We start from the raw sequence: 26,895 nt of genomic DNA on the forward strand, positions 1-26,895 counted from the left end.
GCGGCAGAAGACCTGCGGGCAGGCAATGCGCGCCCCGAGGGGGAGAGCCGGGCGGTTCGGAATACGGGAACGGCCGCCCCCACCCACCACGGCACAAGGGTGCTCGACCACACCAGGAGGCAAAGTGAACGGCGATCGGGACGAAATCCGAGGGGGCTGGAACAGGCCCGTCGACGAGTCGTCCGACGCGGAGCCCGCCGAGATGACGGGTGAGTTCACCATCGACTACACCCCGCCCGCCTGGTACACGCAGAACGCGTCGGGGGACTCGTCGGGCGGGGCCGGAACACACCTGGCGCCGCCTCCGCCGCCCCATGGTGCGCCTGTGTCCGCGCCCGGGCTGCCGGCCGGGGGCGGCTTCGAACCCGACTGGACCCCGGCGCCGCCCGCGCCTGCGCCCGCTCCGCCTGTGGCGCCTATGGGTCAGACGCCTCCTGTCGCTTCCGCCGCAGCTTCTTCGCCCACCCCTGCGGAGGGCGCGGGGAACGGCGCGCCGGATCCCTTCGGGGGTGGTGATGTGGAGAGCGGCGCGACCATGCGGTTCTCACCTGCCGCGCTGAAGCGCGAGATCGCGGAGCGGGAGGCGGCTGCGCTGGCGGCCGCGGACGGGGTGCGGGTCGGTTCCGGTGCCGGTTCCGAAGCCCCTGACGACGGCCCGGTCGGTACGGACACGGGTGTGACGGCCGGAGCCGATTCCGTACCGTCGGATTCCGTCCGGTCCGAGCAGCCCGAGCAGCCCAGCCGGGCCGATGCCGCGCAGCCTTCGGACGCGGAGGCCGACAACGGTACGGACTCCGTTGCCGAGGACGCTCCGGATGACGGCGCCGACGCTCCGTCCGACGCACCCGCCGACTCCGTGCCCGCGGCTGCCGCTCCGGCTCCGGCACCTCAGGACGCCACGCCGCCCGCCGCCCCGACGCCGTGGGCCCCGGCGCCGCCCGCGCAAGGCGGCCTGCCGCCGCTGCCGCCCTCCTTCCAGCCCGCCACTCCGCAGCCCAACGCGCCCCAGCCGGCGCCGCAGTGGCCCGCGACGGCTCCGGCTCCCGCTCCGGCGAGCGAGGCGCCCGGTGGTTACGGATTCCCGAACGCTGCACAGACACCCCAGGCGCCCCAGGCGCCGCAGGCGCCGCAGGCGCCGCAGCCCGCCCAGCTGCCCGCACCGCAGCCGCCCGCTCAGGGAACACCTGTGCAGCAGGTCAGTTACGGATTCCCCCAGCCGCCCCAGACACCGCAGGCACCGCAGTGGCCCGCACAGCAGGAAGCAGCACAGGGTGGTTACGGATTCCCGCAGCCGCCCCAGGCGCTCCAGCCCCACCAAGCGCTCCAGCCGCCCCAGGCACCCCAGCCGCCGGTTCAGGGCGCTCCGCACCTGCCCGCGCCGGTCGCCCCGCAGCCCCCTTCCCACCACCAGCAGCTGCCGCCGCAGCAACAGACGCCGCAGGGACCGCCCGTGGATCCGCGGACCGGGGCGGCCTGGCCGACGGCGGTCACGCATGACCAGCGCGAGCGGTCCGTACCGGGTGCTCCGCTCGGCTACACGGCGGCCGTTGAGCTCTCCTCCGACCGTCTGGTCCGGGGCAAGCAGAAGGCGAAGAGCAGCCGCGCACCGTCCGCTGCGTCCCGCTTCAAGCTGGGCAGCAAGAAGGAAGAGATCGAGCGGCAGCGCAAGCTCGACCTGATCCGTACACCCGTGCTGTCCTGCTACCGGATCGCGGTCATCAGCCTCAAGGGCGGTGTCGGGAAGACCACGACGACCACCGCGCTCGGCGCGACGCTGGCCACCGAGCGGCAGGACAAGATCCTCGCCATCGACGCCAACCCGGATGCCGGTACGCTCGGCCGCCGAGTGCGCCGCGAGACCGGGGCGACCATCCGTGACCTGGTCCAGGCGATCCCGTACCTCAACTCGTACATGGACATCCGCCGCTTCACCTCTCAGGCGCCGTCCGGCCTGGAGATCATCGCCAACGACGTGGACCCGGCGGTCTCGACGACCTTCAACGACGAGGACTACCGGCGCGCGATCGACGTCCTCGGCCGGCAGTACCCGATCATCCTCACCGACTCGGGCACCGGTCTGCTCTACAGCGCGATGCGTGGGGTGTTGGACCTCGCCGATCAGTTGATCATCATCTCGACCCCGTCGGTCGACGGTGCGTCCAGCGCCTCCACCACACTGGACTGGCTCTCGGCGCACGGGTACGCGGATCTGGTGCAGCGGTCCATCACCGTCATCTCCGGGGTCCGCGAGACCGGCAAGATGATCAAGGTCGATGACATCGTGCAACACTTCGAGACGCGCTGCCGGGGCGTGGTCGTCGTCCCGTTCGACGAGCATCTGTCGGCCGGTGCCGAGGTCGATCTCGACATGATGCGTCCGAAGACGCGTGAGGCGTACTTCAACCTCTCCGCGATGGTGGCCGAGGACTTCGCGCGCGCCCAGCAGCAGCAGGGGCTGTGGACCTCGGACGGCAGCAACCCGCCGCCGCAGTACGCCCCGCCGATGCCCGGACACCAGATGCCCGGTCAGCAGCAGTACGCGCCGCAGCAACCGGGGCAGCCGTATCCGCCCCAGCAGCCTCAACAGCCCCAGGGTCCGGGACAGCCGTATCCGCCCCAGCAGCCTTACGACGGCCGGCAGACCCAGCAGCCCTACCCGCCGCAACCGGGTCCCGGCGGGCAGCAGAACGGCTGGCAGCAGCAGCCTCCGCAGCTGCCGCCAGCGCCTCAGCAGTAAGGCATCAGAGGTCTGAACCAATGAGGGCCCGCACCGTTCCCACGGTGCGGGCCCTCTGCGCATTCCTGCAGCCCACACGCCATTTGGCACACCGTTGACGCGGCTCGACCACCGCTGATAAACCTTCGCTTCACCAGCTGGCGAACCAGAGATCAACCCGCCTTCTCCGTGCGAGTCATGACGCGAGGTCCCCGTCCATGGTCACAAGAGTCCCACCACCCTCCGCTCAGCCACGCTCACGTCTGCGTACCCTCCTGGCTACCGGTGCCGCGGCCCTTGCCCTGGCCGCGGGGTCGATCGTCCCGGGGATGCCCCTCGGCGCCGCGCCCCAGCAGGCACAGGCCGCCGACAACGGCAAGACGACGCTGACTGTCGCGGTGGCGCAGAGCGTCGACTCGCTGAGCCCGTTCCTCGCTCAGCGGCTCATGAGCACCAGCGTCCACCGGCTCATGTACGACTTCCTCACCAACTACGACGCCAAGGACAACCACACGATCCCCGGTCTCGCCACCAAGTGGGAGCCGTCCGCGGACAAGTTGACCTGGACGTACACCATTCGGTCCAACTCCAAGTGGTCGGACGGACAGCAGGCCACAGCCGAGGACGCGGCGTGGACCTTCAACAAGATGATGACCGACGAGGGCGCCGCCACGGCGAACGGCAGCTTCGTCGCCAACTTCAAGAAGGTGACGGCACCCAGCCCGGACAAGCTGGTCATCGAGCTCAAGGAACCGCAGGCCACCATGGCCGCGCTCGATGTACCGATCGTTCCCAAGCACGTCTGGGAGAAGGTCGGGGACTTCTCGAAGTTCAACAACGACACGAAGTTCCCCATCGTGGGGAACGGGCCGTTCATCCTGACCGACTACAAGGTCGACCAGTATGTGAAGCTCAAGGCCAACAAGAACTTCTGGCGCGGTGCGCCCAAGTTCGACGAGCTGGTCTTCAAGACGTACAAGGACCAGGACGCCGCGGTCGCCGCGCTGCGCAAGGGTGAGGTGTCCTTCGTCGCGGGCGCCCCCGCGCTGACGCCCGCCCAGGCCGCGTCCCTCAAGGGCGACAAGAACATCAAGGTCAACGAGGGGCCGGGCCGCCGCTTCTTCGCACTGGCGACCAACCCGGGCGCGCAGACCAAGGACGGCAAGAAGTTCGGCAACGGCAACAAGGCCCTGCTCGACCAGAAGGTGCGCCAGGCGCTCTTCCTCTCGGTCGACCGCAAGACCATCATCGACAAGGTCTTCCAGGGGCACGCCGTCGAGGGCCAGGGGTACATCCCGCCGCGCTACGGGGACTACTTCTGGCAGCCGTCCGACAGCCAGACGCTGGCGTACGACCCGGCCCGGGCGGCCAAGCTGCTCGACCAGGCGGGCTACAAGCTCAAGGGCGACCAGCGTGTCGGCAAGGACGGCAAGCCGCTCGACCTGCGCATCCTGTGCCATGCCACGGACCCCAACGACAAGGCGATCGGCAAGTACCTCAAGGAGTGGTGGGGCAAGCTCGGCATCGGGCTGAAGGTGGACTGTCTCGACGACGTCTCCGTGCCCTGGTATGCCGGTGAGTACGACCTCGCGTTCGACGGCTGGTCCGTCAACCCGGACCCGGACTTCGTCCTCGGCATCCACACCTGCTCCGCCCTGCCCGCCAAGGCCAAGGAGAGCGCCGCCACGGACAACTTCATCTGCGACAAGACGTATGACGAGCTGTACAAGAAGCAGCTCGCCGAGTACGACCCGGCCAAGCGGGCGGACACCGTCAAGCAGATGGAGTCGTGGTTGTACGACTCCGGGTACATGAACATCATCGCGTACCCGAACGCGGTCGAGGCGTACCGGACGGACCAGATCAAGTCCATCACCACCATGCCCGAGGCGGCCGGCAACATCTACGGCCAGGATGGGTACTGGAGTTGGTGGTCGGCCGTTCCGACGGCCGACGGCAAGAGCGGTTCGGGCAGCGACAACGGTGGCAACTCCACCGGTGTCGTCATCGGCATCGTCGTCGCCGTGGTGGTGCTCGCCGGTGGCGGGTTCCTCATCACGCGTCGCCGCCGCACCACGGCGGAGGACCGCGAATAATCACGCGAACGGGATGAGAGGGACCGGCAGCACGGGGTCGCGACACCCTCCCTGCCGGTCCCTCCAAGTGCAGCACGAGTAACGAGAGTTCCCCATGACAGCTGACAGCACTCCGGCGCTCGTGCAGAACGCGGATGCGGACACCGACGGCCCGGCTCCGGCCGGGCCGTCGGCCGCCCGCGGCCCACGGGCGCGCAACACCAAGGCCTATCTCCAGTACGTGGCAGCCAAGATCGCGGGAGCGGTTGTCTCACTGTTCGCCGTTCTGGTCACCAGTTTCTTCCTCTTCCGGCTCATCCCCAGCGACCCTGTGAAGCAGATGACCGGCGGCCGCCGCGTCTCCGCGGAGCAGCTGGAGTCGCTCAGACACCAGTTCGGCCTCGACCAGCCGCTCTGGAAGCAGTTCACGAGTTATGTGGGTGACGCGCTGACCGGGGACTTCGGTACCTCGTTCCAGTTCCACGCCCCCGTCATCGACAAGATCACCGAGGCGCTCCCGGCAACGGTGCTGCTCACCGGCACGGCGTACGTCCTCTACACCGCGCTCGGTATCTGGCTGGGCACCCGTACGGCCTGGCGCAACGGCTCCCGCAGCGATCGCTTCAACACCGCGTTCGCGCTCACGCTCTACTCGGTGCCGTCGTTCTGGCTCGGTCTGCTGCTCATCATCGTCTTCTCGGTGGGCATCGGCCCGATCCCCGGCATGTTCCCGACGGGGGGCCTGGAGTCGGGCGGGGAGACCGGCTTCGCGTACGTCATCGATGTCGCCCATCACCTGGTGCTTCCGGTGATCACACTGGTCGCGGTCGGCTATGCGCAGACGCTCCTCGTGATGCGTTCCTCGCTCCTGGACGAGATGGGCAGCGACTATCTGACGACGGCTCGCGCAAAGGGGCTCCGTGACGATGTCGTACGGCGCAAGCACGCCGTTCCGAACGCGATGCTGCCGACATTCACACTGATGTTCGTGAACCTGGGGCATGTCGTGGCGGGCCAGATCCTGGTCGAGACGGTGTTCTCCTGGCCTGGTCTCGGCGGTCTCTTCTACCAGGGGCTCAGCGTTCCCGACCTCCCCCTCGTCCAAGGGCTGTTCTTCGTCTTCGCCACTGCGGTGATCCTGGCGAACACCCTCGCCGACGTGCTGTATCCGCTGCTCGATCCCCGGGTGGGCCGATGACGACCGAACCATTGCCCGTGCAGAACGAAGCGGGCGTGACCACGAACCCGCGCGCCCTGGCCCGGGCCCGTAAGCGCCAGTCCCTGGCCCGCTTCTGGCGGGAGTACCGCACGCACCGGGGAGGCCTGTGGGGGCTGGCCGGGCTCATCCTCATCGCGCTGATCGCCGTGTTCGCGCCCACGCTGGCCGGCGCCGACTCGCAGAGCGTCACCGCCGCACCGGGCGGCGCCCTCGAATCGCCCAGCGGAGAATTCCCGCTCGGTACCGACCAGTTCGGACGCAGCGTCCTGGCACTCCTGGTGTGGGGTGCGCGCGTCTCGCTCACCGTGGGACTGCTCGCCGCGTTCCTGTGCGTGGCGATCGGCACGGTCGTCGGTATCGTCGCGGGCCACTTCCACGGCTGGTACTCGACCGTGCTGATGCGGGTCACCGACTGGTTCCTGGTGATGCCGACCCTGGTTCTCGCGATCGCGCTCGCCACCGTGATGGACCGCTCCATCTGGACGATCATCATCGCGATCGGCGTCACCACCTGGCCGACCACGGCCCGGCTCGTCCGTGCCCAGACGCTCGCCGTGGAGTCACGCCCGTACATCGAGCGCGCCCGCGCGCTGGGCGGCGGGCACGGGCACATCATGACCCGGCATGTGCTGCCGAACGTGATGCCGCTGGTGCTCGCGCAGACCACGCTCGTGATCTCGAGCGCAATCCTCACCGAGGCCACGCTCGCCTTCCTCGGCCTCGGCGACCCGACCATCACCTCCTGGGGCGGCATGCTCCAGGACGCACGTGAGGCGGGCGCGGTGAGCGCGGGCGACTGGTGGTACCTGGCACCGCCCGGTGTCGCCATCGCCCTGGTGGCCCTGTCGTTCACTCTGTGCGGCCGCGCGATCGAGTCCGTCCTCAACCCCAGACTGGGGGTGGCCCGTTGAATACACCGAGTACACAGAAAGCGCCCCTGCTGGACGTCCGCGACCTCTCGGTCACGTACGCCGGCGGTGCCCGCGCGGTCCGCGGCGTGAACCTCAGCGTCGACGCGGGCCAGAAGCTCGGCATCGCCGGGGAGTCGGGCTGCGGCAAGTCCACCCTGGCGCTGGCACTGCTGCGGCTGCTGCCCGCCGGGACGAAGGTCTCCGGCCGGATCCTGCTGAACGGCGAGGACGTCCTCACCATGAAGTGGGGCCAGGTCAGGGCGGTGCGCTGGGCAGGTGCCTCGATCGTGTTCCAGGGCGCGATGCATTCGCTGAACGCCGTGCACCGCATCGGGGACCAGATCGCCGAGCCGATCCTGCTGCACAGGAAGGCCACCCCGTCCGGGGCGAAGAAGAAGGTCGGCGAACTCCTGGAGCAGGTGGGACTGCCGGCCTCCCGCGCCGACTCCTATCCGCACGAGCTCTCCGGGGGGCAGCGACAGCGCGTGATGATCGCGATGGCGCTCGCCTGCGATCCGGGCCTGATCATCGCCGACGAGCCGACGACCGCCCTCGATGTGATGATCCAGGCCCAGATCCTGCGCCTGATCGAGCAGCTGGTGTCCGAACAGGACCTGGGTCTGATCATGATCAGCCATGACCTGGCCGTGCTCTCGGACACCTGTGACCGGCTCGCGGTGATGTACGCGGGCCGGGTCGTGGAGGAGGGCCCGGCGTCCCAGGTCTACGAGGACGCGCACCATCCGTACAGCAAGGCACTGTCGGGCGCGTTCCCGCGCATCGGGGACCCGGCGTCCCGGTTCGCGCCCCGAGGGCTGCCCGGCGATCCGCCTGACCCGTCGGCCCTGCCCGCCGGCTGCACGTTCCATCCGCGCTGTCCGGTGGCGCTGGACTCCTGCACCACGCAGGACCAGGAGCTGCGGGAGTCGGATGCCCTGCGGCGGGCCGCCTGTGTGCTGGTGGAGCCGGGGGCGGCCGGCGCCGCGCCCCGCCAGGGTGCCGAGGAAGCAAGGAGCACAACATGACCACCCCCACTCCCCTGCTGAGCGCGGAGGAACTGAAGGTCGCCTTCCCCGGCCGGCGCGGAGCAGCGACGGCGCGCGCGGTGGACGGTGTCGACCTGGACATCCGGCCGGGCGAGATCGTCGCGCTGGTCGGCGAGTCCGGGTGTGGCAAGACGACGCTGGCGCGTTCCCTGCTGGGGCTCGTCCCTCCGACGTCCGGCCGGGTCACGTTCGGCGGCAAGCCGCTCGCCTACTCGGGCCGTGCCCTGAAGGCGTACCGCAAGCGCGTCCAGCTCGTACTGCAGGACCCCAGCGGCTCGCTCAACCCGCGGCACACGGTGTACGACGCGGTCGCGGAGGGGCTGCGGATCCACGGGTACGCGGGTGATGAGCGGGCGGCGGTCGCGGAGGCGCTGTCACGGGCGGGGCTGCGGCCTCCCGAGCGGTTCTTCCTGCGCTATCCGCACGAGCTGTCGGGCGGTCAGCGCCAGCGCGTCGTGATCGCGGGCGCCCTCGTCCTGGAACCGGAACTCATCGTTGCCGACGAACCCGTGGCCTCGCTCGACGCCTCGGTGCGCGGTGAGATCCTGGCCCTGCTGCTGCGGCTGAGGGACGAACTGGGACTGTCCGCACTGGTGGTCACGCACGACCTGGGGCTGGCGTGGAACATCGCCGACCGGGTCGCGGTGATGTATCTCGGCCGGATCGTGGAGACGGGCGAGGTCGAGCAGATCCTCACAGCTCCGCAGCATCCGTACACCCGGGCACTGCTGTCCGTGCTGCCGGAGGCCGAGGGCGATCCGGTGATCCTCACGGGCGAGCCGCCGGACCCGACCAAGGTGCCGTCCGGCTGCCGGTTCCATGCCCGCTGCCAGGTCCTCGCTTCCGGCGAGGCCGAGCGGGCGGGGGTGGCGGATGCCTGCCGCACGAAGGATCTTCCGGTGCTCGCGGGCAGCGGGGAGACGCAGGTGGCATGCCACTGGGCGCACGCGATGGCGGGCGTGGAAGTTTAACGCCGCCCCGCCCTGGACGGCTCCGGCCGGGACCGCTGCCCGCGGTCCCGGCCGGAGGCGTACGCGAGGAAGGTCAGCCGCGGTCGTACGCCGCGATCAGTTCGCCGGCCCGCTTCACATCGGCGGCCATCGCCACCAGCAGGTCGTCTATCGAGTCGAACTTCTGCATCCCGCGGACGTAGGCGAGGAAGTCGACGGACACATGGAGCCCGTACAGATCAAGGCCGACGCGGTCGATCGCGTACGCCTCGACCGTCCGCTCCGTACCGTCGAACTGCGGGTTGGTGCCGACCGAGATCGCGGCGGGCATCGCCTCGTCGTCCACGTTCAGCCAGCCCGCGTACACGCCGTCGGCAGGGATCGCGGTGTGCGGCAGGGTCTCCACGTTCGCCGTCGGGAAGCCCAGTGCGCGGCCACGCTGCGCGCCGCGGACGACGATGCCCTCGACCCGGTGCGGGCGGCCCAGGACCTCGGCTGCGCCCGCCACATCGCCCTCGGCAACGAGCCTGCGGGTGAGGGTGGAGGAGAACGGATCGCCGCCGCCCGCCTCGCCGCTCAGAACCAGATCGATGACCTCGACGCCGTAGTCGTACGTCGCACCGAACTCGGTGAGCAGCTGCACGTTCCCCGCGGCCCTGTGACCGAACCGGAAGTTGGGGCCCTCGATCACGAGCTGCGCATGCAACTTGTCGACCAGCACCTTCACGATGAAGTCGGCGGGCGCCAGCTTCGAGAACTCGGTGGTGAACGGCAGGATCAGCTGCGCGTCCACGCCCAGCTCGGCCATCAGCTCCGCGCGCCGGTGGTGCGGGGCGAGCAGCGGCGGGTGGCTGCCGGGCCGTACGACCTCGCTGGGGTGCGGGTCGAAGGTCACGACGACCGACGGCACGCCGAGCTCGCGCGCCCGGTCGACGGCTCTGCCGATGATCAGCTGGTGCCCGCGGTGCACCCCGTCGTAGGAGCCGATGGTGACGACGCTGCGTCCCCAGTCCTGGGGGATGTCCTCCAAGCCACGCCAGCGCTGCACTCTGACCGCTCCTCGCCCGAACCTGTGTACGTGGGTGTATCTCTTATGCAGGTCTAAGACTGCCATGCCCACGACCCGCGGCCTGCATCGGCATCGGCATCGCGGTGGACACCGCCTCCACGGTCCGCCGCGCACCGGGGCCGATGACCGCCGCCCACTCCTGCGGGGCATCGGCCAGCCACCCGGTGACCAGTTCCGCAAATCCGGGCACGTCCCGGGCCAATTCGACCAACCGGCGGTCGAAACGGGCGGCGCCCTCAGGGGTGCGAACCAGCAGCATCCCGGTGCGGTGGACGAGCGCCCGGGTACGGACCGGCGCACGCCGGTCGGATCCGTGGGCCGCCGCGCAGAGCAGCGCGTCGAGGACGACCGGGTCCCGGTGGGCGCCCTGCTCGAACTCCAGCAGGACTTCCAGCAGCTCGGCCCGCACTGCCCCGGAGGCGGGCGTCCCCGGTACGGCGAGCACCCGGGCGAGCGCACCGCGCACGGGCGCGGAAGCGGGCCGGTCCCGCAGCAGGCCGGTCACCAAGGGCAGCAGCAGCGCACGGGCGGCGGGCCCGTGCTCCAGCCTGCGGTCGAGGTACGCGGCCACGTGCGCGCCGCCGTCCGGATGGTTGTCGGCGTACGCCCGCACCAGCCCTGCCGCGTGCAGGGCCAGCGCCGGGGCGTCGATCCCGGCGAGGGAGCGCAGCGCCTCACCCGCACCGTCCCCGGGCCGGGTGAGCCGGTCCCGGAACGCGCCGATCACCGGCTCGGGATGCGTCGGCAGGGCGACGGCGAGCGCTGCCGCGGACAGATAGGGATCGCCCCGCACGAAGACCCGCAGGGCCTGGGGCAGATAGCGGTTCCTGGTGTGCGGATCACGGACCAGGAGGACGAGCGCGGCCCCGTGCAGATCGCCGTCGCCGGGGCGGGCCAGCAGGGAGAGCGCGGAGCGGCGCAGGAGCTCACGGTCGGTGTCGCGGGTGGCGTGCGGTGCGGTGACGAGTCCGTACGAGGCGGCAGCGACGCGCCGGGCCCGCCGGACGTCGTCGCGCGCCCAGCGATCGACGGCCCGGCAGAGCACGGCCGGCTCGTCCTCGGCGAGCGTGGCGAGCAACTCGTCGGCGCGGGGATGCACGGTCGCGACGAGCGCGTCGGTCAGATCGTCGACGGCGAGGTCACGGCGGGCGTACAGCAACGCCTGCGCGGCGGCGGCCACGGTCGGCCGCGTCGCCGCACCGTCCTCGGCGGACAGCGGGCGCTCATCGGTGAACCAGAGACAGAGCAGCGGCTGCACGGTCCGGGGCCGGGCGACGAGCCGCCGGGCCACCACGTCCAGAAACCGCTCCTCCCCGTTGCCGCCGCCGTCACGGGCGTCGTCGTCACCGTCGCGGCCCCCGTCCCCGCGCGGCGTACCGTCCGCGGGCACGAGCCGCCTCAGCAGATCGATCCGGTCCGCCTCGGGCAGCCGCAGCCGCCGCCAGAACCACGGGCTGAACTCGCCGTACGCCCCGAGCGCACCGGCGCGTCGGACGATGCGCCCCGTGAGCAGCCGGGCCACCCCGAGGTACGGCCTGGCGTCGGGCACCCGGAGCAGCGTCTCCGCGAGCAGGTGGGCGGCCCACCAGGAGGCATCGCGCAGCGGCCCGGTCCTCTCGGCGCCGTCGGCCGGTGCCCGGTCCCCGGCTCCCCCGTCCGTCCGTGTCGACAGCCGGTCCATCGCCTCGATCAGATCGGCCAGCGGGTGGGCGAGCACGGCGGAGCCCTGACGGCGGCCCAGGAGCAGGAGCGCCTGGATCACCGGGCCGATCCGATGGCGCGGTACAGGGAGGGTGCGGGGCTCTCGCGACTGGGCCGGCGCTGTCGGCTCCGCGCCGGGCAGTGCCCGTCGACTGCCCGGCTGCGGGCTCCGGGGTGCCGGGACACGCTCCTGCGCCGCCCTCACCTGCTGACCCGGCTCGTCCGCGTGCCAACGGTGGACCAGGGCCCGGAGTGCCGCGTCCAGGTCCAGATGCGTGCCCTGCACCCAGTCCCCCAGCTCCTCGTGGGCGAAGCGGTAGCCCGCACCCGCCGGGACGAGCAGCCCCTCGGCGAGGACCGCCGGGGCCCAGCCCGTGCGCCAGGGGAAGACCTCCTCGAACGCCGCCCGGTCCAGTTCCCCCTGTCCCGGTCCCAGACAGCGCCGTGCGGCCTCGTGGACCTGTCCGGCAACCTGCGCGGCCAGCCGGCGCACCGCCGTGCCCCTGAGGGCCGGGCGGGACGCCGCGGCGATGCGGACCGCGATGCGCAGGCACATCAGGTCCAGATGGGCGCCGAAGACGTCCTCCGAGTCCGGCTGCCCGGGCACGTCCGCGGGGAGCGCCTTGCGTACCTCGGCGAGCAGCCGCAGGGTGAGCGGGTGCCGGTCGTGCCCGAGGGCGAGGGCATCGGACGGGAGGGCGTAACGCCCCCTGGCCTGTTCGGCCTGGCTCGCGGTGAGATCGCCCAGGCGCACGGCGGACGGAAGTCCGCGGGCCGGGCCGGCGGGGCGGTGCAGCGCGTCGGGCGGGCAGAACGCACCGGCGGTCTCCCAGTGCTCGGGCCGGCAGGCGACCACGAGGCGCACCTCGTTGTCCCGCAGCCATCCGACCGTTCCGGCGGTCCACCGGTCCAGCCGGTGGGCGAGGAGGGGCGGCATTTCCTCGGGGCCGTCCAGCAGGACGAGCAGCGGGGTTCCCGAGTCCGCGGCGAGCCGTGCCACCCGCTCGGGAGTGGCCGTCGCCATGTCGCCCCCGGCCCCGGCTGCGGTGACGATCCGACCGGCCTGGCCGAGCGTACGGGTGATCGCGTCGGCCACCGAGGTGTCGTCGGCCAGCAGGTCCGCGCCACGCAGCCAGACGGTGAGGGCGGGGTCGGAGCCGGGGGCGCGGCGGGCGGCGAGCGCGGCGAGTTCGGTGGTGCGGCCGGTACCCGGCACTCCCACGAGGCCGAGGACGACCTCGGAACGTTCCCCGGCGGCCATGAACGCCGTCAACTCCGCAGTGGTGTCCGGGCGTTCGACGGGGTCGGGCCAGGCGCTGGGGCCTCCTGCCGAACCGATCGACATCGCGGTGAGCTGCAGGGCTCCCGCAAGGTTGAGGTCACGCCCGTACCCGGGGACGCTTGTCGCGTTGCGCCGCAGCAGCGCGCCCAGCGGCCCTTCGGCTTCCCCGCCCGTGAGCGGCACCGCGAACCCGGCGGCAGCGTGTGCGGCGCGCAGGGCGGTGCCGAGCACCGCGATGACAGCGCCGGTCTGCGGATCGAGCACGGGCCCGCCGATCGCCGCGCCGCGCAGCCGCAGGGCGTCGCTGCCGTCCGTGCCGAGCGCCAGCTCCAGGGCGGCGCCGGCCCGGTGGGAACGGCCGACCGCGCCGTACGTCACGGGCACCGCGCCCAGCACCCGCGCCTCCCGCCACCCATGGGCGGCGATGCGTACGTACGTACCCGGCTCGATCCGGTCCCGCTGGACGATCGGCAGCGGCTCCACGCCGAGCACGTCGAGCCCCCCGGTGCGCACGAGCGCGAGGTCCAGCTCCGGGAGCGCGGTGATCGCCTCGGCCCCGACGGAGCGGCTCCGGTCACCTGTTCCGTACAGGACAAGCCGGGCAAGTCCGTCGACCGCTTCATGACTGGTCACGACCGTGCCGCGGTCGTCCGCGACGAACCCTGTGCCCCGCAGTCGGCCGGCCGGATCGCAGATACGTACCAGCGTCGACCGGTCCCCGCTTCCCATGGTCCGACGTTAGGTCGGCGATGATCGGCGCGGGAAGCGCTCGGAGCAAAAGCGCCCCCGAGTGCACCCTGAATCACTCCGAGCGCCTGCCCATTCAGGTGAATCAGTGGGTTCCGGTGGACAGACACCAGAGGGGGGATCGTGGAGCGGGCGGGGGGCTGCCCGCTCCACGATGGGGATCCGGATCAGCGACCGGCAGAACCCGTCCCGTCAGGCGAAGACGGCAAGGCTCCTGGCCTTGCCCTTCTGTTCCTCGACGAGCACCAGGAAGGTCCCGTCGGGCCCGAAGACCGCGACCGGCCCCGGCGGGTACGAGGGCATGTCCAGCCGCACGCCGTTCAGCAGCAGCTTGGCCCGCTTCTCGTCCACGTCCCAGCGCGGGAACGCCGCGGCGGCGGCCTCCGCGACCGGCATCACGGTCAGCTTCTCCTGATGCTGATCGAGCGTCCGCGCCGCATCGAGACCGTACGGACCGACGCGGGTGCGCCGCAGCGCGGTCAGATGCCCGCCGACGCCGAGCCCGGCGCCGAGATCGCGGGCGAGGGCACGGATGTACGTACCGGAGGAGCAGACGACGGAGACGACCAGGTCGACGACCGGGGTCCCGTCCTCCGCGACCGCCTCACGGACGTCGTAGACGTTGAAGGACGAGATGGTCACCGGCCGGGCCGGGATCTCGAACTCCTCGCCACCGCGCACCCGGGCGTACGACCGCTTTCCGTCGATCTTGATGGCGCTGACCTTGGACGGCACCTGCATGATCGCGCCGGTCAGTGCGGCGACACCCGCGTCGATGCCCTCCCGCGTGACGCCCGACGCGTCGGTGGACGACGTGATCTCGCCCTCCGCGTCGTCCGTGACGGTGTCCTGGCCGAGGCGGATCGTGCCGAGGTACTCCTTCTCGGTCAGCGCGAGGTGACCGAGCAGCTTGGTGGCCTTCTCGACGCCGAGCACGAGAACGCCCGTTGCCATCGGGTCCAGCGTGCCGGCGTGGCCGACGCGGCGGGTGCGGGCGATGCCGCGCATCTTGGCGACGACGTCGTGCGAAGTGAAGCCGGACGGCTTGTCGACGATGACAAGGCCGTCCGGCGTCTTGTTCTGCTGTGTCATTCGGAGGCTGAGCCCTCGTTCTCGTCGGACTCGTCGGCGGCGTCCTCCGGCTTGCGGTACGGGTCCGCGTCGCCCGCGTACTTCGCACCGGTCGACACCTCGCGCACCTGCGCGTCCTTGGCCCGCGCCTTGTCGAGGAGGTCCTCGATGGTGCGTGCGTTGTCCGGCAGTGCGTCGGGGACGAAGGCCAGGGTCGGCGTGAACCGGACCCCGGTCTGCCGGCCGACCTCGGACCGGAGCACGCCCTTGGCGCTCTCCAGCGCCGCGGCGGAGGCCGCCCGCTCCTCGTCGTCGCCGTAGACCGTGTAGAAGACCGTGGCCTCCCGCAGGTCGCCGGTGACCCGGGCGTCCGTGATCGTCACGAATCCGAGCCGCGGATCCTTGATACGCCGGTCCAGGGTCTCCGCGACCACGACCTGGATGCGATCGGCCAGCTTTCGGGCCCGCGCGTTGTCGCTCACCGGTCCGTCACTCTTCCTTCTGGGGGTTGCTTACGGTCCGACGCTTCCGGCGTCCTGCGCTTCCGCGTCGGACGATTTCACGTCTGACAGTTCTGACGTTGTTCAGTCTTCGTCGCTGTGCAGCCGCCGTCGAACCGACAGCAGCTCCACCTCGGGCCGGGCGGCCACCAGCCGCTCGCACCGGTCCAGTACGTCCGTGAGGTGTCCGGTGTCCCCGGAGACCACGGCAAGACCGATCTCGGCCCTGCGATGGAGATCCTGTCCGCCCGTCTCCGCCGCACTCACCGCGTACTTGCGCTGGAGCTCGGCGACGATGGGACGGACGATGGAGCGTTTCTCCTTCAACGACCGTACGTCGCCGAGGAGCAGATCGAAGGACAGTGTCCCCACATACATGGATGTCCGGATGTCCCGCCGGTTCGGGTTCGCGCCCTGCCAGCGCTTGGCAGGGACACAAGAACCGTACACGGAACGGCCGGGGCCGATCGACGGAAATACGACCCGTCGACCGGCCCCGACTGTTGAGGTACGGGTCAGCCTCGCGGCTTCTCGCGCATCTCGTACGTCGCGATGACGTCGTCGATCTTGATGTCGTTGAAGTTTCCGAGGTTGATACCGCCCTCGAAGCCTTCGCGGATCTCGGTGACGTCGTCCTTGAAGCGGCGCAGACCGGAGATGTTGAGGTTCTCCGCGATGACCTTGCCATCGCGCAGCAGGCGCGCCTTGGTGTTGCGCTTGACCTCGCCGGACCGGACCAGCACACCGGCGATGTTGCCCAGCTTGGACGAGCGGAAGATCTCGCGGATCTCCGCCGTACCGAGCTCGACCTCTTCGTACTCCGGCTTGAGCATGCCCTTGAGGGCCGCTTCGATCTCTTCGATCGCCTGGTAGATGACCGAGTAGTACCGGACGTCCACACCTTCGCGCTCGGCCATCTGCTGCGCACGCCCTGCGGCGCGCACGTTGAAGCCGATCACGATGGCGTCGGAGCCGGTCGCCAGGTCGATGTCCGACTCGGTGACCGCACCCACACCGCGGTGCAGGACCCGGATGTCGACCTCGTCACCGACGTCGAGCTGGAGCAGCGAGGACTCGAGAGCCTCCACCGAACCGGACGCGTCGCCCTTGATGATGAGGTTGAGTTCCTGGACCAGACCGGCCTTGAGCGCCTCGTCGAGGTTCTCCAGGGAGAACCGGACACCCTTGCGGGCGAAGTTGGCGTTGCGCTCACGGGCGGCACGCTTCTCGGCGATCTGACGGGCCGTACGGTCCTCGTCGACGACCAGGAAGTTGTCGCCGGCGCCCGGGACATTGGTGAGACCGAGGACGAGGACGGGGGTCGACGGACCCGCTTCCTCGACGTTCTCGCCCTTGTCGTCGAGCATCGCGCGGACTCGGCCGTACGCGTCGCCGACCACCATCGTGTCGCCGACCCGCAGCGTGCCTCGCTGGACCAGGACGGTCGCAACGGCACCACGGCCGCGGTCGAGGTGGGACTCGATCGCAATACCCTGCGCGTCCTGCTCCGGGTTGGCCCGCAGGTCGAGCGAGGCATCGGCGGTGAGGACGACGGCCTCCAGAAGAGCCTCGATGTTCAGGCCCTGCTTGGCGGAGATGTCGACGAACATCGTGTCGCCGCCGTACTCCTCGGCCACCAGCCCGAACTCGGTGAGCTGACCGCGCACCTTGGTCGGGTCGGCACCCTCGACGTCGATCTTGTTGACCGCGACCACGATCGGCACGTCGGCCGCCTTGGCGTGGTTCAGCGCCTCGATCGTCTGGGGCATCACACCGTCGTTCGCCGCCACCACGAGGATCGCGATGTCGGTGGACTTCGCACCACGGGCACGCATGGCGGTGAACGCCTCGTGACCCGGGGTGTCGATGAAGGTGATCCTGCGGTCCTCACCGTTGACCTCGGAGGAGACCTGGTACGCACCGATGTGCTGCGTGATGCCGCCGGCCTCGCCCGCAACGACGTTCGTCTTGCGGATCGCGTCCAGCAGTCGGGTCTTACCGTGGTCGACGTGGCCCATGACGGTCACGACCGGCGGACGCGAGACCAGAGCCTCTTCGCCACCCTCGTCCTCGCCGAACTCGATGTCGAAGGACTCGAGCAGCTCGCGGTCCTCCTCCTCGGGGCTGACGATCTCGAGGACGTAGTTCATCTCCTCGGCCAGCAGCTTCAGCGTCTCGTCCGAGACCGACTGCGTGGCGGTGACCATCTCGCCGAGGTTCATCATCACGGCGACGAGCGACGCCGGGTTGGCGTTGATCTTCTCCGCGAAGTCGGTGAGGGAGGCACCGCGCGACAGACGGACAGCCTGCCCGTTGCCGCGGGGCAGCATGACGCCGCCCACCGACGGGGCCTGCATGGCCTCGTATTCCTGGCGCCTCTGCCGCTTCGACTTGCGACCACGACGCGCCGGACCGCCGGGACGGCCGAACGCACCCTGTGTGCCACCACGGCCACCGGGGCCGCCGGGACGTCCACCGAAGCCGGGACGACCGCCGAAGCCGCCGCCACCACCACCGGGACGGCCTGCGCCGCCACCGCCACCACCGCCACCGGGACGACCGGCGAAACCGCCGCCACCGCCACCGGGACCGGCCGGACGACCGGCGAAGCCGCCGCCGGGACGACCTGCACCGCCGCCGGGACGGCCTGCGCCGCCACCGGGACCACGGCCACCGCCGGGGCCACCACCGGGACGCGGGCCGGCAGCGGGACGCTGCGGCATCATGCCCGGGTTCGGACGGTTACCACCGGGCGCACCGCCCGGACGCGGAGCCTGCGGACGAGGCATGCCGCCCGGAGTCGGACGGGCACCGCCCTGACCCTGCGGGCGCGGGGCGCCACCGGGGCCGCCCTGCGGACGCGGGGCGCCGGGACGCTCCTGGCCGCCACCGGGACGCGGGGCGCCACCGGGACGGGGTGCCTGCGGACGGGCCATGCCCGTCGAGCCACCGGAGGTGAAGGGGTTGTTGCCCGGACGGGGACCGGCCGGACGGGCGCCGCCGGGACGCGGGGCGCCCTGGCCTGCGGGACGGGCCGGACGGTCGCCACCACGGCCACCGTCGCGCTCGCCACCACGGCCGCCGTCACGCTGACCGCCGGCCGGGGCCGGACGGGCGGGGCGAGGACCGGGGTGGCACCCGCGGGACGCGGGGCCTGCTGCGGCGCGGCTAAGCTGGGCCGGGGCCGGAGCGGAGAACTCTGCCGCGGGCACCGGGGTGACCGGAGCGGGCTTCGGCGCGGGCTTGGGACCCGGACGCGGGCCCGCCGACGGCGCGGAAGGCGCGGCAGCGGAAGGGGCGCTGCCGGGGGCCTCGGCTGCGGCCGGCTTGGGGGCCGGGGCACCGGGCTTCGGGGCAGCGGGACGTGCCGCAGCGGCCGGGGAGGGCGCTGCGGGCTTTACGGGCGCGGCCTTGCGGGGCGCGCCAGGCTTGGCAGCGGACTTGCCGGCGTTGCCGCCGGGCCCCTGCAGTGCGTCAGTCAACTTGCGTACAACCGGCGCCTCGATCGTCGAGGACGCCGAACGGACGAATTCACCGAGTTCTTGGAGCTTGGCCATGACGACCTTGCTCTCGACGCCGAACTCCTTGGCGAGTTCGTATACCCGGACCTTAGCCACTTCGCTCCTTTTAGGTCCGGGTTACCGCCGGACCGTCGCTACTTCATGGGCGTACTCATCGCGTACTCATCGAGTGCTCATCGCAATCTCGACCTACTTCCAACTCGCGAGGTACCTGACCGCACGGGGTCCCGTGCCGTTCTAGTTTCTTACGGTGTCACCCGCTCGACATACCGCTGCAGTGCCGCGGAATCGAACGGCCCCTTGGCCTTGAAGGCCCGGGGGAATGCCCGACGACGAACCGCCAGATCGAGACAGACAGTGACGGGGTGCACATATGCACCCCGGCCGGGCAGCGTACCGCGAGGATCGGGGACGCATGCGTCCTCATCCACCACGATGCGCAACAGCTCGCTCTTGGCCGCTCGCTCCCGGCATCCCACACAGGTTCGCTCAGGGCAAGCGCGGGCGTGCGTCCGGCCAGACACGATTAAGTCTACCTCCCCGCACCGACCTCACCCCTTTGGGGCAAAAATCGAACGGATGTTGTCGTGATCTCAGCGGCATGCCGCGTGGATTTATTCCCCGGGACCGCATCGGTCCCGTACTCCGGACCCGGGCCCGACCGGTCTCCGGACCGTTTCGGTCCATCGTCCGGACGGGCGCCGGTCCCGTACCGGTTCAGCCCCGCTCGGACCGGTCCCGGGCCCGCTCGGCCCGCTCACGGTCGGCGATGTCCCGCTCGGCGTCGGTCTCGGTGTCCGGGCGGATGTCGATGCGCCAGCCGGTGAGGCGGGCGGCGAGGCGGGCGTTCTGCCCCTCCTTGCCGATGGCGAGCGAGAGCTGGTAGTCGGGGACCGTGACCCGGGCGGACCGCGCTCCGAGGTCCACGACCTCGACCTTGCTCACCCGGGCGGGCGACAGCGCGTTGGCAACCATCTCGGCCGGGTCGTCCGACCAGTCCACGATGTCGATCTTCTCGCCGTGCAGCTCGGCCATGACGTTACGTACGCGTCCGCCCATCGGGCCGATGCAGGCACCCTTGGCGTTCAGACCCGAGCGGGTCGAACGGACCGCGATCTTGGTGCGGTGGCCGGCTTCGCGAGCGATCGCGCAGATCTCGACGGAACCGTCGGCGATCTCCGGGACCTCCAGCGCGAAGAGCTTCTTGACCAGATTGGGGTGCGTCCGGGAGAGGGTCACGGACGGACCGCGGACGCCCTTGGCGACGCGCACGACATACGTACGCAGCCGCAGCCCGTGGGTGTAGTCCTCGCCCGGCACCTGCTCCTGCACCGGCAGGATCGCTTCGAGCTTGCCGATGTCGACCAGGACGTTCTTCGGGTCCTTGCCCTGCTGGACGACACCGGTGACGACATCGCCCTCGTGGCCCGCGTACTCGCCGAACGTCCTGTCGTCCTCGGCGTCGCGCAGCCTCTGCAGGATGACCTGCTTGGCGGTGGTCGCGGCGATCCGGCCGAAGCCGGACGGGGTGTCGTCGAACTCCTTCGGCTCCTGGCCCTCTTCGAGGTCGGCCGGGTCCTCCTTCGCCCACACCGTCACATGGCCGCGCTCGTTGAGCTCCACGCGCGCACGGCGGTAGCTCCCGTCGGTGCGGTGGTAGGCGATGAGGAGGGCCGACTCGATCGCCTCGACGAGCACGTCGAAGGGGATCTCCTTGTCCTGTGCCAAGCCCCTCAAGAGCTTCACATCGATGTCCACGGCTACGCCTCCTCTTCCTTCTTGTCCTTGCGGTTGAATTCGATCTCCACGCGCGCCTTGGCGATCCCGTCGAAGGAGACCCGGCGGGACGTGGGCTTGCGACCCTTGACGCCCGGCACTTCGAGGTCGAGCCCCTCGTCGTCGACGGCGATGATGCGGGCGACCAGCTCGCCGCCCTCATGCAGCTGCAGCTTGGCCAGGCGGCCGGTGGCGCGTACGTAGTGGCGGTGCTCCGTCAGCGGACGGTCGGCACCGGGAGAGCTCACTTCGAGGACGTACTCGTCCTCGCCCATCGCGTCGGTCTCGTCGAGCTTCTCGGAGATCGCGCGGCTCAGCTCCGCACAGGCGTCGAGCTCCACGCCCTCGTCGGAATCCACGACGATGCGCAGCACACGTCGGCGGCCGGCCCGGGACACCTCGATCTCTTCAAGATCCAGCTGCTTGGCGCTGACGAGCGGTTCGAGCAGCCCGCGCAGCCTCTCGCTCTGGGTGGTGCTCATCCGGGTGACTCCTCGGCCGCGTGTGCTGTTGTGTGGTTCGTCGCGTGTCAGGTCAAAGGGTATCCGGTCCCGAGGGGTGTTGCCGTCCGCCGACCGGTCGGCCGCGGGTACGCTCGCCTGCGGTGATCACTTCAGGACAGATCCAGTCAGGACAGATCAACGCCCGAAGGAGAACAGGTGCGGCGCACGGGGACGACGCGCAGGGGTGCGCTCACCGTAACGGGGGCGATCGCCCTGGGGGCGGCGCTGGCCGGCTGCGGTGACGGCGACAGCGGCGAGGGCCGAAAGGGTTCTGCGCCGGCCGGTGCGCGGGAAGCGGCGGCGAAGGCGGAGAGCGCGCTGCGATTGAGGGCCGCGCGTACGAGCGGCACCCTGCTCGCCCAGTACGAGCAGGTCGTCACGGCCCATCCGGCGACCGCGGCCGGGCTCGTACCGCTGCGTGATGCCGTGCGGGCCCATACGGAGGCACTGTCGCCCGGGGCGGACGGGACGGCGCGGCCGGGTGCCGGCGAAACCGCGGGCACTACTGCGATGCGCGGCGCGGACCGGGCACCGGCCGTTTCGGGTTCACCCGCCCCCTCGGGTTCGCCCACCGTTTCGGGTTCTCCCGCCGCCGACGCCAGGACCGCCGTCAAGGAACTGGCCGCGGCGGAACGCCGCACCGCTGACACCCACACGGCGATGCTCCTCACAGCGCCACCCGAGCTGGCCCGGCTGCTCGCGTCGATCGCGGCCGCCGGCGCAGCCCACGCCTATCTGTTGACCGAACTGGCCAAGGAGACCTCGTCATGAGTGCGCAGACGCTGCAGGCGGCGCAAGCATCGCTCGCCGCCGAGCATGCGGCGGTGTACGGGTACGGGGTCGTCGGCGGCCGGGTCGCCGACGGCCGCCGGGCGGAGGCGACGGCCGCCTACCACCAACACCGGGCCCGGCGCGACGCACTGCTGCGGACCGTGCGTGACCTGGGCGGTGAGCCGGTGGCGGCGGAGTCCGCGTACGCTCTGCCGTTCGCAGTGCCGGATTCGGCAGCAGCGGTGAAGCTCGCCGCCGTGCTGGAGGACCGGATCGCGGGCGTCTACTCCGACCTCGTACGGGCTGCCGGGGGGCCGCTCAGGCGAGAGGCCGCAGACGCACTGCGGGAGGCCGCGGTGCGTGCGGTCCGCTGGCGGGGCAGCGGCGTAACCTTTCCCGGACTCACCGAGCGGTCCGCCGACGGCACCGCCTGAGCGGGCGGGCCTGCAGGGCTGACACGAAGCCCGCGACCGGTCCGACGGACGTGACCGATGCGAAGACCGGGACCGGTCCGACGCACTCATGAAGGCTCTGAAAGGGAACACAGCACGTATGGGTTTCGAACCGCCGCAGCGTCTGGTGCGAGCGCTCGGCGAAGTGCACGGGGAGAGGGCCGCCGCCGACTGGCTGGCGCGGCTCCCCGAGCTGATCAACGAGTCGCTGTCCGCCAACGGGCCGGAGCTGGCTCTCGAGCGTGTGGCTGCCCCCGGTGGGCGCAGCAGCCTCGTTCTGCTGGTGCGCCGCGCCGACGGCACCCCGGCCGTGCTCAAGATCGCTCCGGCCGGGGCGGCGCCCGACCTGGAGCAGGCGGCGCTGGCGCACTGGAACGGCTGGGGAGCGGTCCGGCTTCTCGGCTCCGGCGGCGACGCACTGCTGCTGGAACGGCTGCATCCCGAGGTGTCGCTGCGCTCGTTGCCGGAGGCGAAGGCACTCCTGGAGGCGGCGGGTACGGTACGACGACTGTGGGTCGAGCCGCCCAACGGGCACTCCTTCGAGACGGTCGCCGAGCGGACCGGCCGGTGCACGGACCCGATGCGGGCCGCCGCCGCGGCCGACCCGGCGCTCGAACCTCTGGTCTCCGCGGCCCTGGCCGCGCGGGAGGAGCTCGTCGCCCACTCCCCCGAAGTCCTGCTGCTGCACGGCAATTTCCGCCAGAGCAAGGTGCTGGCGGGGGAACGGGCGCCCTGGCTGACGGTCGGCCCCGAGCCGCTGGTCGGCGAGCGTGCCTACGACCTGGCGCGGCTGGTACGGGACCGGGTGGAGGACCTCATCGCCTCCCCGGGCGGCCCCGTGACGGCCCGTCGCCGGATCAACAAGCTCGCGGATTCACTGGACGTGGACCGGGAACGGCTCCACGGCTGGACGTTGTTCCGTGCGGTGGAGTCGGGCACCCGCGCGCTGACCGTCGGCCGTCATCAGGAAGGCGAACTGTCGCTGGAGTTCGCGGGCTGGCTGTAGGCGCCGGCCCCGCCCTCGCAGAATTGCCGAAGGCCCCCGTGCTGTCGGACAGCACGGGGGCCTTCGGCAATTCCGGGTGTCAGCCCTGGGCGACGAGACGAGCGATCGCCTCGTCGACCGTGAGTTCCTCGCGCTCGCCCGTACGGCGGTCCTTGAGCTCCAGGACGCCCTCGGCCGAGCGGCGGCCCGCGACCAGGATCTTCGGGACACCGATCAGCTCGGCGTCGGTGAACTTCACACCGGGCGAGACGCCCGCACGGTCGTCGACCAGGACCCGCACGCCCGCGGCGCCGAGCTTCTCGGCGACGTCGAGGGCCAGCTCGGTCTGGAGCGCCTTGCCCGCGGCGACGAGATGGACATCGGCCGGGGCGATCTCGCGGGGCCAGCAGAGACCCTGCTCGTCGGCGGTCTGCTCGGCGAGAGCGGCAACGGCGCGGGAGACGCCGATGCCGTACGAGCCCATGGTGACCCGCACCGGCTTGCCGTTCTGGCCGAGCACATCGAGCTGGAACGCGTCCGCGAACTTGCGACCCAGCTGGAAGATGTGGCCGATCTCGATGGCACGGTCCAGCTTGAGGCCGGTGCCGCACCTGGGGCACGGGTCGCCCGCCTCGACCACGACGACGTCGAGGTAGTCGTCGACCTCGAAGTCGCGGCCGCAGACGACGTTCTTCGCGTGGGTGCCGGGCTTGTTGGCGCCGGTGATCCAGGCGGTGCCGGGGGCGATGCGCGGGTCGGCGATGTAGCGGACCTTCTCCAGACCCTGCGGGCCGACGTAGCCACGTACCAGGTCGGGACGGCCTTCGAAGTCCTCTGCGGTGACCAGCTCGACCACGGCGGGGGCGAGGTGCTCGCCGAGCTTGCCGAGGTCGACCTCACGGTCGCCGGGCACGCCCACGGCGACGATCTCGCCGTCGACCTTGACCAGGAGGTTCTTCAGGGTCGCGGAGGCCGGGACACCGAGGTGCGCCGCGAGCGTCTCGATGGTCGGGGTGTCGGGGGTGTCCAGCTCCTCGACGGGGCCGTGTGCCGAGCCGTCCGCGGGGGTGGCCTTGAAGGTCACGGCCTCCGTGTTGGCCGCGTAGTCGCAGGCGGGGCAGTCGACGAAGGTGTCCTCACCGGCCGGGGCGGGTGCCAGGAACTCCTCGGACGCCGAGCCGCCCATCGCACCGGAGACCGCGGAGACGATGCGGTGGTCGAGACCGAGCCGCTCGAAGATGCGGATGTAGGCGGCGCGGTGCAGCTGGTAGGCCTCGATGAGACCCTCGTCGGTGGTGTCGAAGGAGTAGGAGTCCTTCATCTGGAACTCGCGGCCACGCAGCACACCGGCGCGGGGGCGGGCCTCGTCGCGGTACTTGGTCTGGATCTGGTACAGGATCACGGGCAGGTCCTTGTAGGACGTGATCTGATCCTTGACGACCTGGGTGAAGATCTCTTCGTGGGTGGGGCCGAGGAGGTACTCGGCGCCCTTGCGGTCCTTGAGCCGGAACAGCAGGTCGCCGTACTCGTCGTAGCGGCCGCTCGCGTCGTACGACTCCTTGGGCAGCAGCGCGGGCAGCAGGACTTCCTGGCCGCCGATGGCGTCCATCTCCTCCCGCACGACGCGGGTGATGTTCTCCAGGACCTTCTTGCCCAGGGGCAGCCAGGTCCAGATGCCTGCCGCGGTGCGGCGTACGTAACCGGCCCGGACGAGCAGCTTGTGGTTGAGCGTCTCGGCGTCCGCCGGGTCGTCGCGCAGTGTCTTGATCATCAATCGGGACATGCGCTGGACCTGGGCCATGATGAACTCCTGCTCGGAAGGGTGATGTGCAGGAGGTTAGCCGGGTGGCGGGGGCGGGCGGAAATCGATTGGTTCAGCCCCGGTCCCGGCGGCGCAGCGGAAGAGGCGCTCCCATCACCGCGTACGGCTTGGGAGCGCTGGGAAACAGCACCTGCCGGGCCAGGTCCCGGTAGCCGAGGGTGCGATACAGACCACGTGCCGGGCTCTCCGTGTCGATGGCGGAGAGGATGGAGCGCGGCTGATCGACGGCGTCCGTGATGGTGGTGATCAAGGTGCGGCCGATGCCCCGGTTCTGGAACTCCGGATGGACATGCAGTTCGGTGATCACGAAGGAGTCGTCGAGCCAGTCCTCGGAGCCGGTGGCCCGCAGATAGGGTTCGACGACGGTGGACCACCAGTGGCCGCGTTCGTTGGGCATGCCGTAGACGAACCCGACGAGGCGGCCGGTCGCGGTGGTGGCGCCGAGGGCGCGGGCGCAGGGGTGCTCGAGGTGTCTGAGGACGATATGGCGACGTACCTGGACCTCGTCGTGACCGAGACCGAAGGCGACGGCCTGCACGGCAAGCGCCTCGTCCACCCGCGCGGCAAGATCGATCGGCCCGACCAGAACACTGGGAGTGCGGGCGCCGCCCCCTGAATCAGCTGCCATGCGCCGAACCCTACTGTCCGCGCCGGGCTGGGGATACGTGTCAGGAGTGCTTGCGGCTGCGGGGAGGAGCGCTGCCGACGGCGGCGTCGGGCGCGCACGCCGACGAGGCCGTGCCGCTCCCGGCCATTTCGTCTCGGTCAGAAGAGCACGCTCATGAACGCGCCGACCTCACGGAAGCCGACCCGGGTGTATGCCCTGCGGGCCGCGGTGTTGTAGTCGTTCACGTACAGGCTGACGACCGGTGCGACATCGGCCAGTGCATAGCGCAGGACCGCTGCCATCCCGGTCTCGGAGAGGCCGCGGCCGCGGTGTTCGGGGGCGACCCAGACGCCCTGGATCTGGCAGGCCTGCGGGGTGGCAGCGCCGATCTCCGCCTTGAAGACGACCTTGCCGTCCTCGATCCGGGCGAAGGAGCGGCCGGTGCCGATGAGTTCGGCGACGCGTGCCTGGTAGAGAAGTCCGCCGTCACCGGCCAGCGGCGAAATGCCCACCTCCTCGGTGAACATCGCCACGCAGGCCGGCATCAGGATCTCTATCTCGTCCTTGCGGATGCGGCGTACCAGTGGGTCGGGCGTCACACCGGCGGCAGGGCGCTCGGTGACCATGAGCGGCTGGTTGGCCCTGACCTCGCGGGCGGGACCCCAGCCCGGCTCGAGCAGCCGCCAGAGCTGGGCGGTGGGCTCGGCAGGGCCCACGATCGAGGAACAGCGGCGGCCGGCCCGACGGGCCCGGTCGGCGAACGCCCTGATGGCCTCGGGGGTGGCACAGATGGGTACGAGATTGGCACCGGAGTAGCAGAGCGAACGCAGTCTGCCGTCCGCGTACCAGCCCCACATCTCGCCGCCGAGGCGCCAGGGATCGAGCCCTGCGATCTGGACCCGGGACGTCACGAAGGCATTGGCGACGGGGTCGCTCTCGAGGATGGCGAGCGCGGCGCCGAGGTCGCTGGGTTCGAGGACCCGGGTGGTGGTCTGCGTCAACACAAGGGGGCCTCACCATGCGGTCTGCTGATTTCCGCACTGTACCGAAAGAGGCTGGCAGGCGCCGCCCCATGCCCGTCAACAGCATCCACGGCCACCGTGAGGTCTCTCACGACCGTGCCCCGCCCGACGGCTTGTTCGTCGGACGGGGCACGGTCACAGGACAAGAA

The 26,895-nt window shown here is 70.9% G+C and carries 21 protein-coding genes; 9 read left to right on the plus strand and 12 right to left on the minus strand.

What is annotated here, in order from left to right; translation table 11 throughout:
* Positions 1-124 precede the first annotated feature (124 nt).
* The 6 genes from OG972_RS12000 (at position 125) to OG972_RS12025 (ending at position 8,938) form a co-directional block, all read left to right on the plus strand.
* Positions 125-2,737 (plus strand): SCO5717 family growth-regulating ATPase, encoded by a 2,613-nt coding sequence (locus tag OG972_RS12000; protein ID WP_266980891.1) that lies wholly within the window; start codon positions 125-127, stop codon positions 2,735-2,737.
* Positions 2,738-2,934: 197 nt separating this feature from the next.
* Entirely contained in the window at positions 2,935-4,812 is a 1,878-nt protein-coding gene (locus OG972_RS12005; RefSeq protein ID WP_266980892.1) for an ABC transporter substrate-binding protein, read from the plus strand.
* Between the two features lie 94 nt (positions 4,813-4,906).
* Entirely contained in the window at positions 4,907-5,989 is a 1,083-nt protein-coding gene (locus OG972_RS12010) for an ABC transporter permease (protein WP_266980893.1), read from the plus strand.
* Positions 5,986-6,921 carry an ABC transporter permease gene (locus OG972_RS12015; RefSeq protein ID WP_266980894.1) on the plus strand — a complete coding sequence of 312 codons (936 nt, stop codon included), beginning with the start codon at positions 5,986-5,988 and terminating at the stop codon, positions 6,919-6,921. The genes OG972_RS12010 and OG972_RS12015 overlap by 4 nt, the downstream gene beginning before the upstream one ends.
* Positions 6,918-7,946: an ABC transporter ATP-binding protein gene (locus OG972_RS12020; protein WP_266980896.1), complete on the plus strand. Its 1,029-nt coding sequence runs from the start codon at positions 6,918-6,920 to the stop codon at positions 7,944-7,946. Before OG972_RS12015 ends, OG972_RS12020 begins: the two co-directional genes overlap by 4 nt.
* A complete protein-coding gene (locus OG972_RS12025) occupies positions 7,943-8,938 on the plus strand; it encodes an ABC transporter ATP-binding protein (protein WP_266980898.1) in 996 nt (331 codons plus the stop codon). The genes OG972_RS12020 and OG972_RS12025 overlap by 4 nt, the downstream gene beginning before the upstream one ends.
* A gap of 73 nt (positions 8,939-9,011) precedes the next feature.
* Here the strand turns inward: OG972_RS12025 and OG972_RS12030 are convergent, their stop codons facing one another.
* The 9 genes from OG972_RS12030 to rimP all read right to left on the minus strand — a co-directional run bounded on the left by OG972_RS12030 (position 9,012) and on the right by rimP (position 21,066).
* Positions 9,012-9,965 carry a bifunctional riboflavin kinase/FAD synthetase gene (locus OG972_RS12030; RefSeq protein ID WP_266980900.1) on the minus strand — a complete coding sequence of 318 codons (954 nt, stop codon included), beginning with the start codon at positions 9,963-9,965 and terminating at the stop codon, positions 9,012-9,014.
* 43 nt (positions 9,966-10,008) lie between these two features.
* Positions 10,009-13,698 (minus strand): serine protease, encoded by a 3,690-nt coding sequence (locus OG972_RS12035; protein ID WP_266980902.1) that lies wholly within the window; start codon positions 13,696-13,698, stop codon positions 10,009-10,011.
* Positions 13,699-13,908: 210 nt separating this feature from the next.
* Positions 13,909-14,808: a tRNA pseudouridine(55) synthase TruB gene (gene truB / locus OG972_RS12040; protein ID WP_266980904.1), complete on the minus strand. Its 900-nt coding sequence runs from the start codon at positions 14,806-14,808 to the stop codon at positions 13,909-13,911.
* A complete protein-coding gene (gene rbfA / locus OG972_RS12045; protein WP_266980906.1) occupies positions 14,805-15,269 on the minus strand; it encodes a 30S ribosome-binding factor RbfA in 465 nt (154 codons plus the stop codon). The genes truB and rbfA overlap by 4 nt, the downstream gene beginning before the upstream one ends.
* Positions 15,270-15,371: 102 nt before the next feature.
* Positions 15,372-15,665, minus strand: a complete 294-nt coding sequence (locus OG972_RS12050; RefSeq protein WP_030933278.1) for a DUF503 domain-containing protein — start codon at positions 15,663-15,665, stop codon at positions 15,372-15,374.
* Positions 15,666-15,802: 137 nt separating this feature from the next.
* A complete protein-coding gene (gene infB, locus OG972_RS12055) occupies positions 15,803-18,904 on the minus strand; it encodes a translation initiation factor IF-2 (protein ID WP_266980908.1) in 3,102 nt (1,033 codons plus the stop codon).
* Between the two features lie 149 nt (positions 18,905-19,053).
* Positions 19,054-19,332 (minus strand): YlxR family protein, encoded by a 279-nt coding sequence (locus OG972_RS12060; RefSeq protein ID WP_266980910.1) that lies wholly within the window; start codon positions 19,330-19,332, stop codon positions 19,054-19,056.
* 193 nt (positions 19,333-19,525) lie between these two features.
* Positions 19,526-20,566, minus strand: a complete 1,041-nt coding sequence (nusA, locus tag OG972_RS12065) for a transcription termination factor NusA (protein ID WP_266980912.1) — start codon at positions 20,564-20,566, stop codon at positions 19,526-19,528.
* A 2-nt stretch (positions 20,567-20,568) separates the two neighbouring features.
* Positions 20,569-21,066: a ribosome maturation factor RimP gene (rimP, locus tag OG972_RS12070; protein WP_266980914.1), complete on the minus strand. Its 498-nt coding sequence runs from the start codon at positions 21,064-21,066 to the stop codon at positions 20,569-20,571.
* A gap of 177 nt (positions 21,067-21,243) precedes the next feature.
* Here rimP and OG972_RS12075 point away from each other — a divergent pair, with 177 nt between their 5' ends.
* From OG972_RS12075 to OG972_RS12085, 3 genes are all read left to right on the plus strand, one after another.
* Positions 21,244-21,858 (plus strand): hypothetical protein, encoded by a 615-nt coding sequence (locus tag OG972_RS12075; protein ID WP_266980916.1) that lies wholly within the window; start codon positions 21,244-21,246, stop codon positions 21,856-21,858.
* Positions 21,855-22,292, plus strand: a complete 438-nt coding sequence (locus OG972_RS12080; RefSeq protein WP_266980917.1) for a ferritin-like domain-containing protein — start codon at positions 21,855-21,857, stop codon at positions 22,290-22,292. The genes OG972_RS12075 and OG972_RS12080 overlap by 4 nt, the downstream gene beginning before the upstream one ends.
* 118 nt (positions 22,293-22,410) lie before the next feature.
* Positions 22,411-23,316, plus strand: coding sequence for an aminoglycoside phosphotransferase family protein (locus OG972_RS12085; protein ID WP_266980919.1), 906 nt, complete (start codon positions 22,411-22,413; stop codon positions 23,314-23,316).
* 79 nt (positions 23,317-23,395) lie between these two features.
* On the opposite strand, the gene OG972_RS12090 is transcribed toward OG972_RS12085, so the two are convergent.
* The 3 genes from OG972_RS12090 to OG972_RS12100 form a co-directional block, all read right to left on the minus strand.
* A complete protein-coding gene (locus OG972_RS12090) occupies positions 23,396-25,096 on the minus strand; it encodes a proline--tRNA ligase (protein ID WP_266980921.1) in 1,701 nt (566 codons plus the stop codon).
* A 73-nt stretch (positions 25,097-25,169) separates the two neighbouring features.
* Positions 25,170-25,745, minus strand: coding sequence for a GNAT family N-acetyltransferase (locus tag OG972_RS12095; protein ID WP_266980923.1), 576 nt, complete (start codon positions 25,743-25,745; stop codon positions 25,170-25,172).
* Between the two features lie 137 nt (positions 25,746-25,882).
* The gene (locus OG972_RS12100) at positions 25,883-26,728 is read right to left on the minus strand and encodes a GNAT family N-acetyltransferase (protein WP_266980925.1); all 846 of its coding nucleotides are present in this window, start codon (positions 26,726-26,728) and stop codon (positions 25,883-25,885) included.
* Positions 26,729-26,895: the final 167 nt, after the last annotated feature.

Origin of the sequence: Streptomyces sp. NBC_01669, assembly GCF_026339735.1 — a bacterium.
GTDB classification, from domain to species: Bacteria; Actinomycetota; Actinomycetes; order Streptomycetales; family Streptomycetaceae; genus Streptomyces; species Streptomyces yanii.

What these genes read in the sequence shown, in the direction of transcription:
- OG972_RS12090 (WP_266980921.1), bottom strand. Translation starts at nt 25,096, where the DNA reads ATGGCCCAGGTCCAGCGCATGTCCCGATTGATGATCAAGACACTGCGC.
- OG972_RS12085 (WP_266980919.1), top strand. Translation starts at nt 22,411, where the DNA reads ATGGGTTTCGAACCGCCGCAGCGTCTGGTGCGAGCGCTCGGCGAAGTG.
- OG972_RS12050 (WP_030933278.1), bottom strand. Translation starts at nt 15,665, where the DNA reads ATGTATGTGGGGACACTGTCCTTCGATCTGCTCCTCGGCGACGTACGG.
- OG972_RS12010 (WP_266980893.1), top strand. Translation starts at nt 4,907, where the DNA reads ATGACAGCTGACAGCACTCCGGCGCTCGTGCAGAACGCGGATGCGGAC.
- OG972_RS12015 (WP_266980894.1), top strand. Translation starts at nt 5,986, where the DNA reads ATGACGACCGAACCATTGCCCGTGCAGAACGAAGCGGGCGTGACCACG.
- OG972_RS12095 (WP_266980923.1), bottom strand. Translation starts at nt 25,745, where the DNA reads ATGGCAGCTGATTCAGGGGGCGGCGCCCGCACTCCCAGTGTTCTGGTC.
- rimP (WP_266980914.1), bottom strand. Translation starts at nt 21,066, where the DNA reads ATGAGCACCACCCAGAGCGAGAGGCTGCGCGGGCTGCTCGAACCGCTC.
- OG972_RS12080 (WP_266980917.1), top strand. Translation starts at nt 21,855, where the DNA reads ATGAGTGCGCAGACGCTGCAGGCGGCGCAAGCATCGCTCGCCGCCGAG.
- OG972_RS12005 (WP_266980892.1), top strand. Translation starts at nt 2,935, where the DNA reads ATGGTCACAAGAGTCCCACCACCCTCCGCTCAGCCACGCTCACGTCTG.
- truB (WP_266980904.1), bottom strand. Translation starts at nt 14,808, where the DNA reads ATGACACAGCAGAACAAGACGCCGGACGGCCTTGTCATCGTCGACAAG.
- OG972_RS12035 (WP_266980902.1), bottom strand. Translation starts at nt 13,698, where the DNA reads ATGGGAAGCGGGGACCGGTCGACGCTGGTACGTATCTGCGATCCGGCC.
- OG972_RS12025 (WP_266980898.1), top strand. Translation starts at nt 7,943, where the DNA reads ATGACCACCCCCACTCCCCTGCTGAGCGCGGAGGAACTGAAGGTCGCC.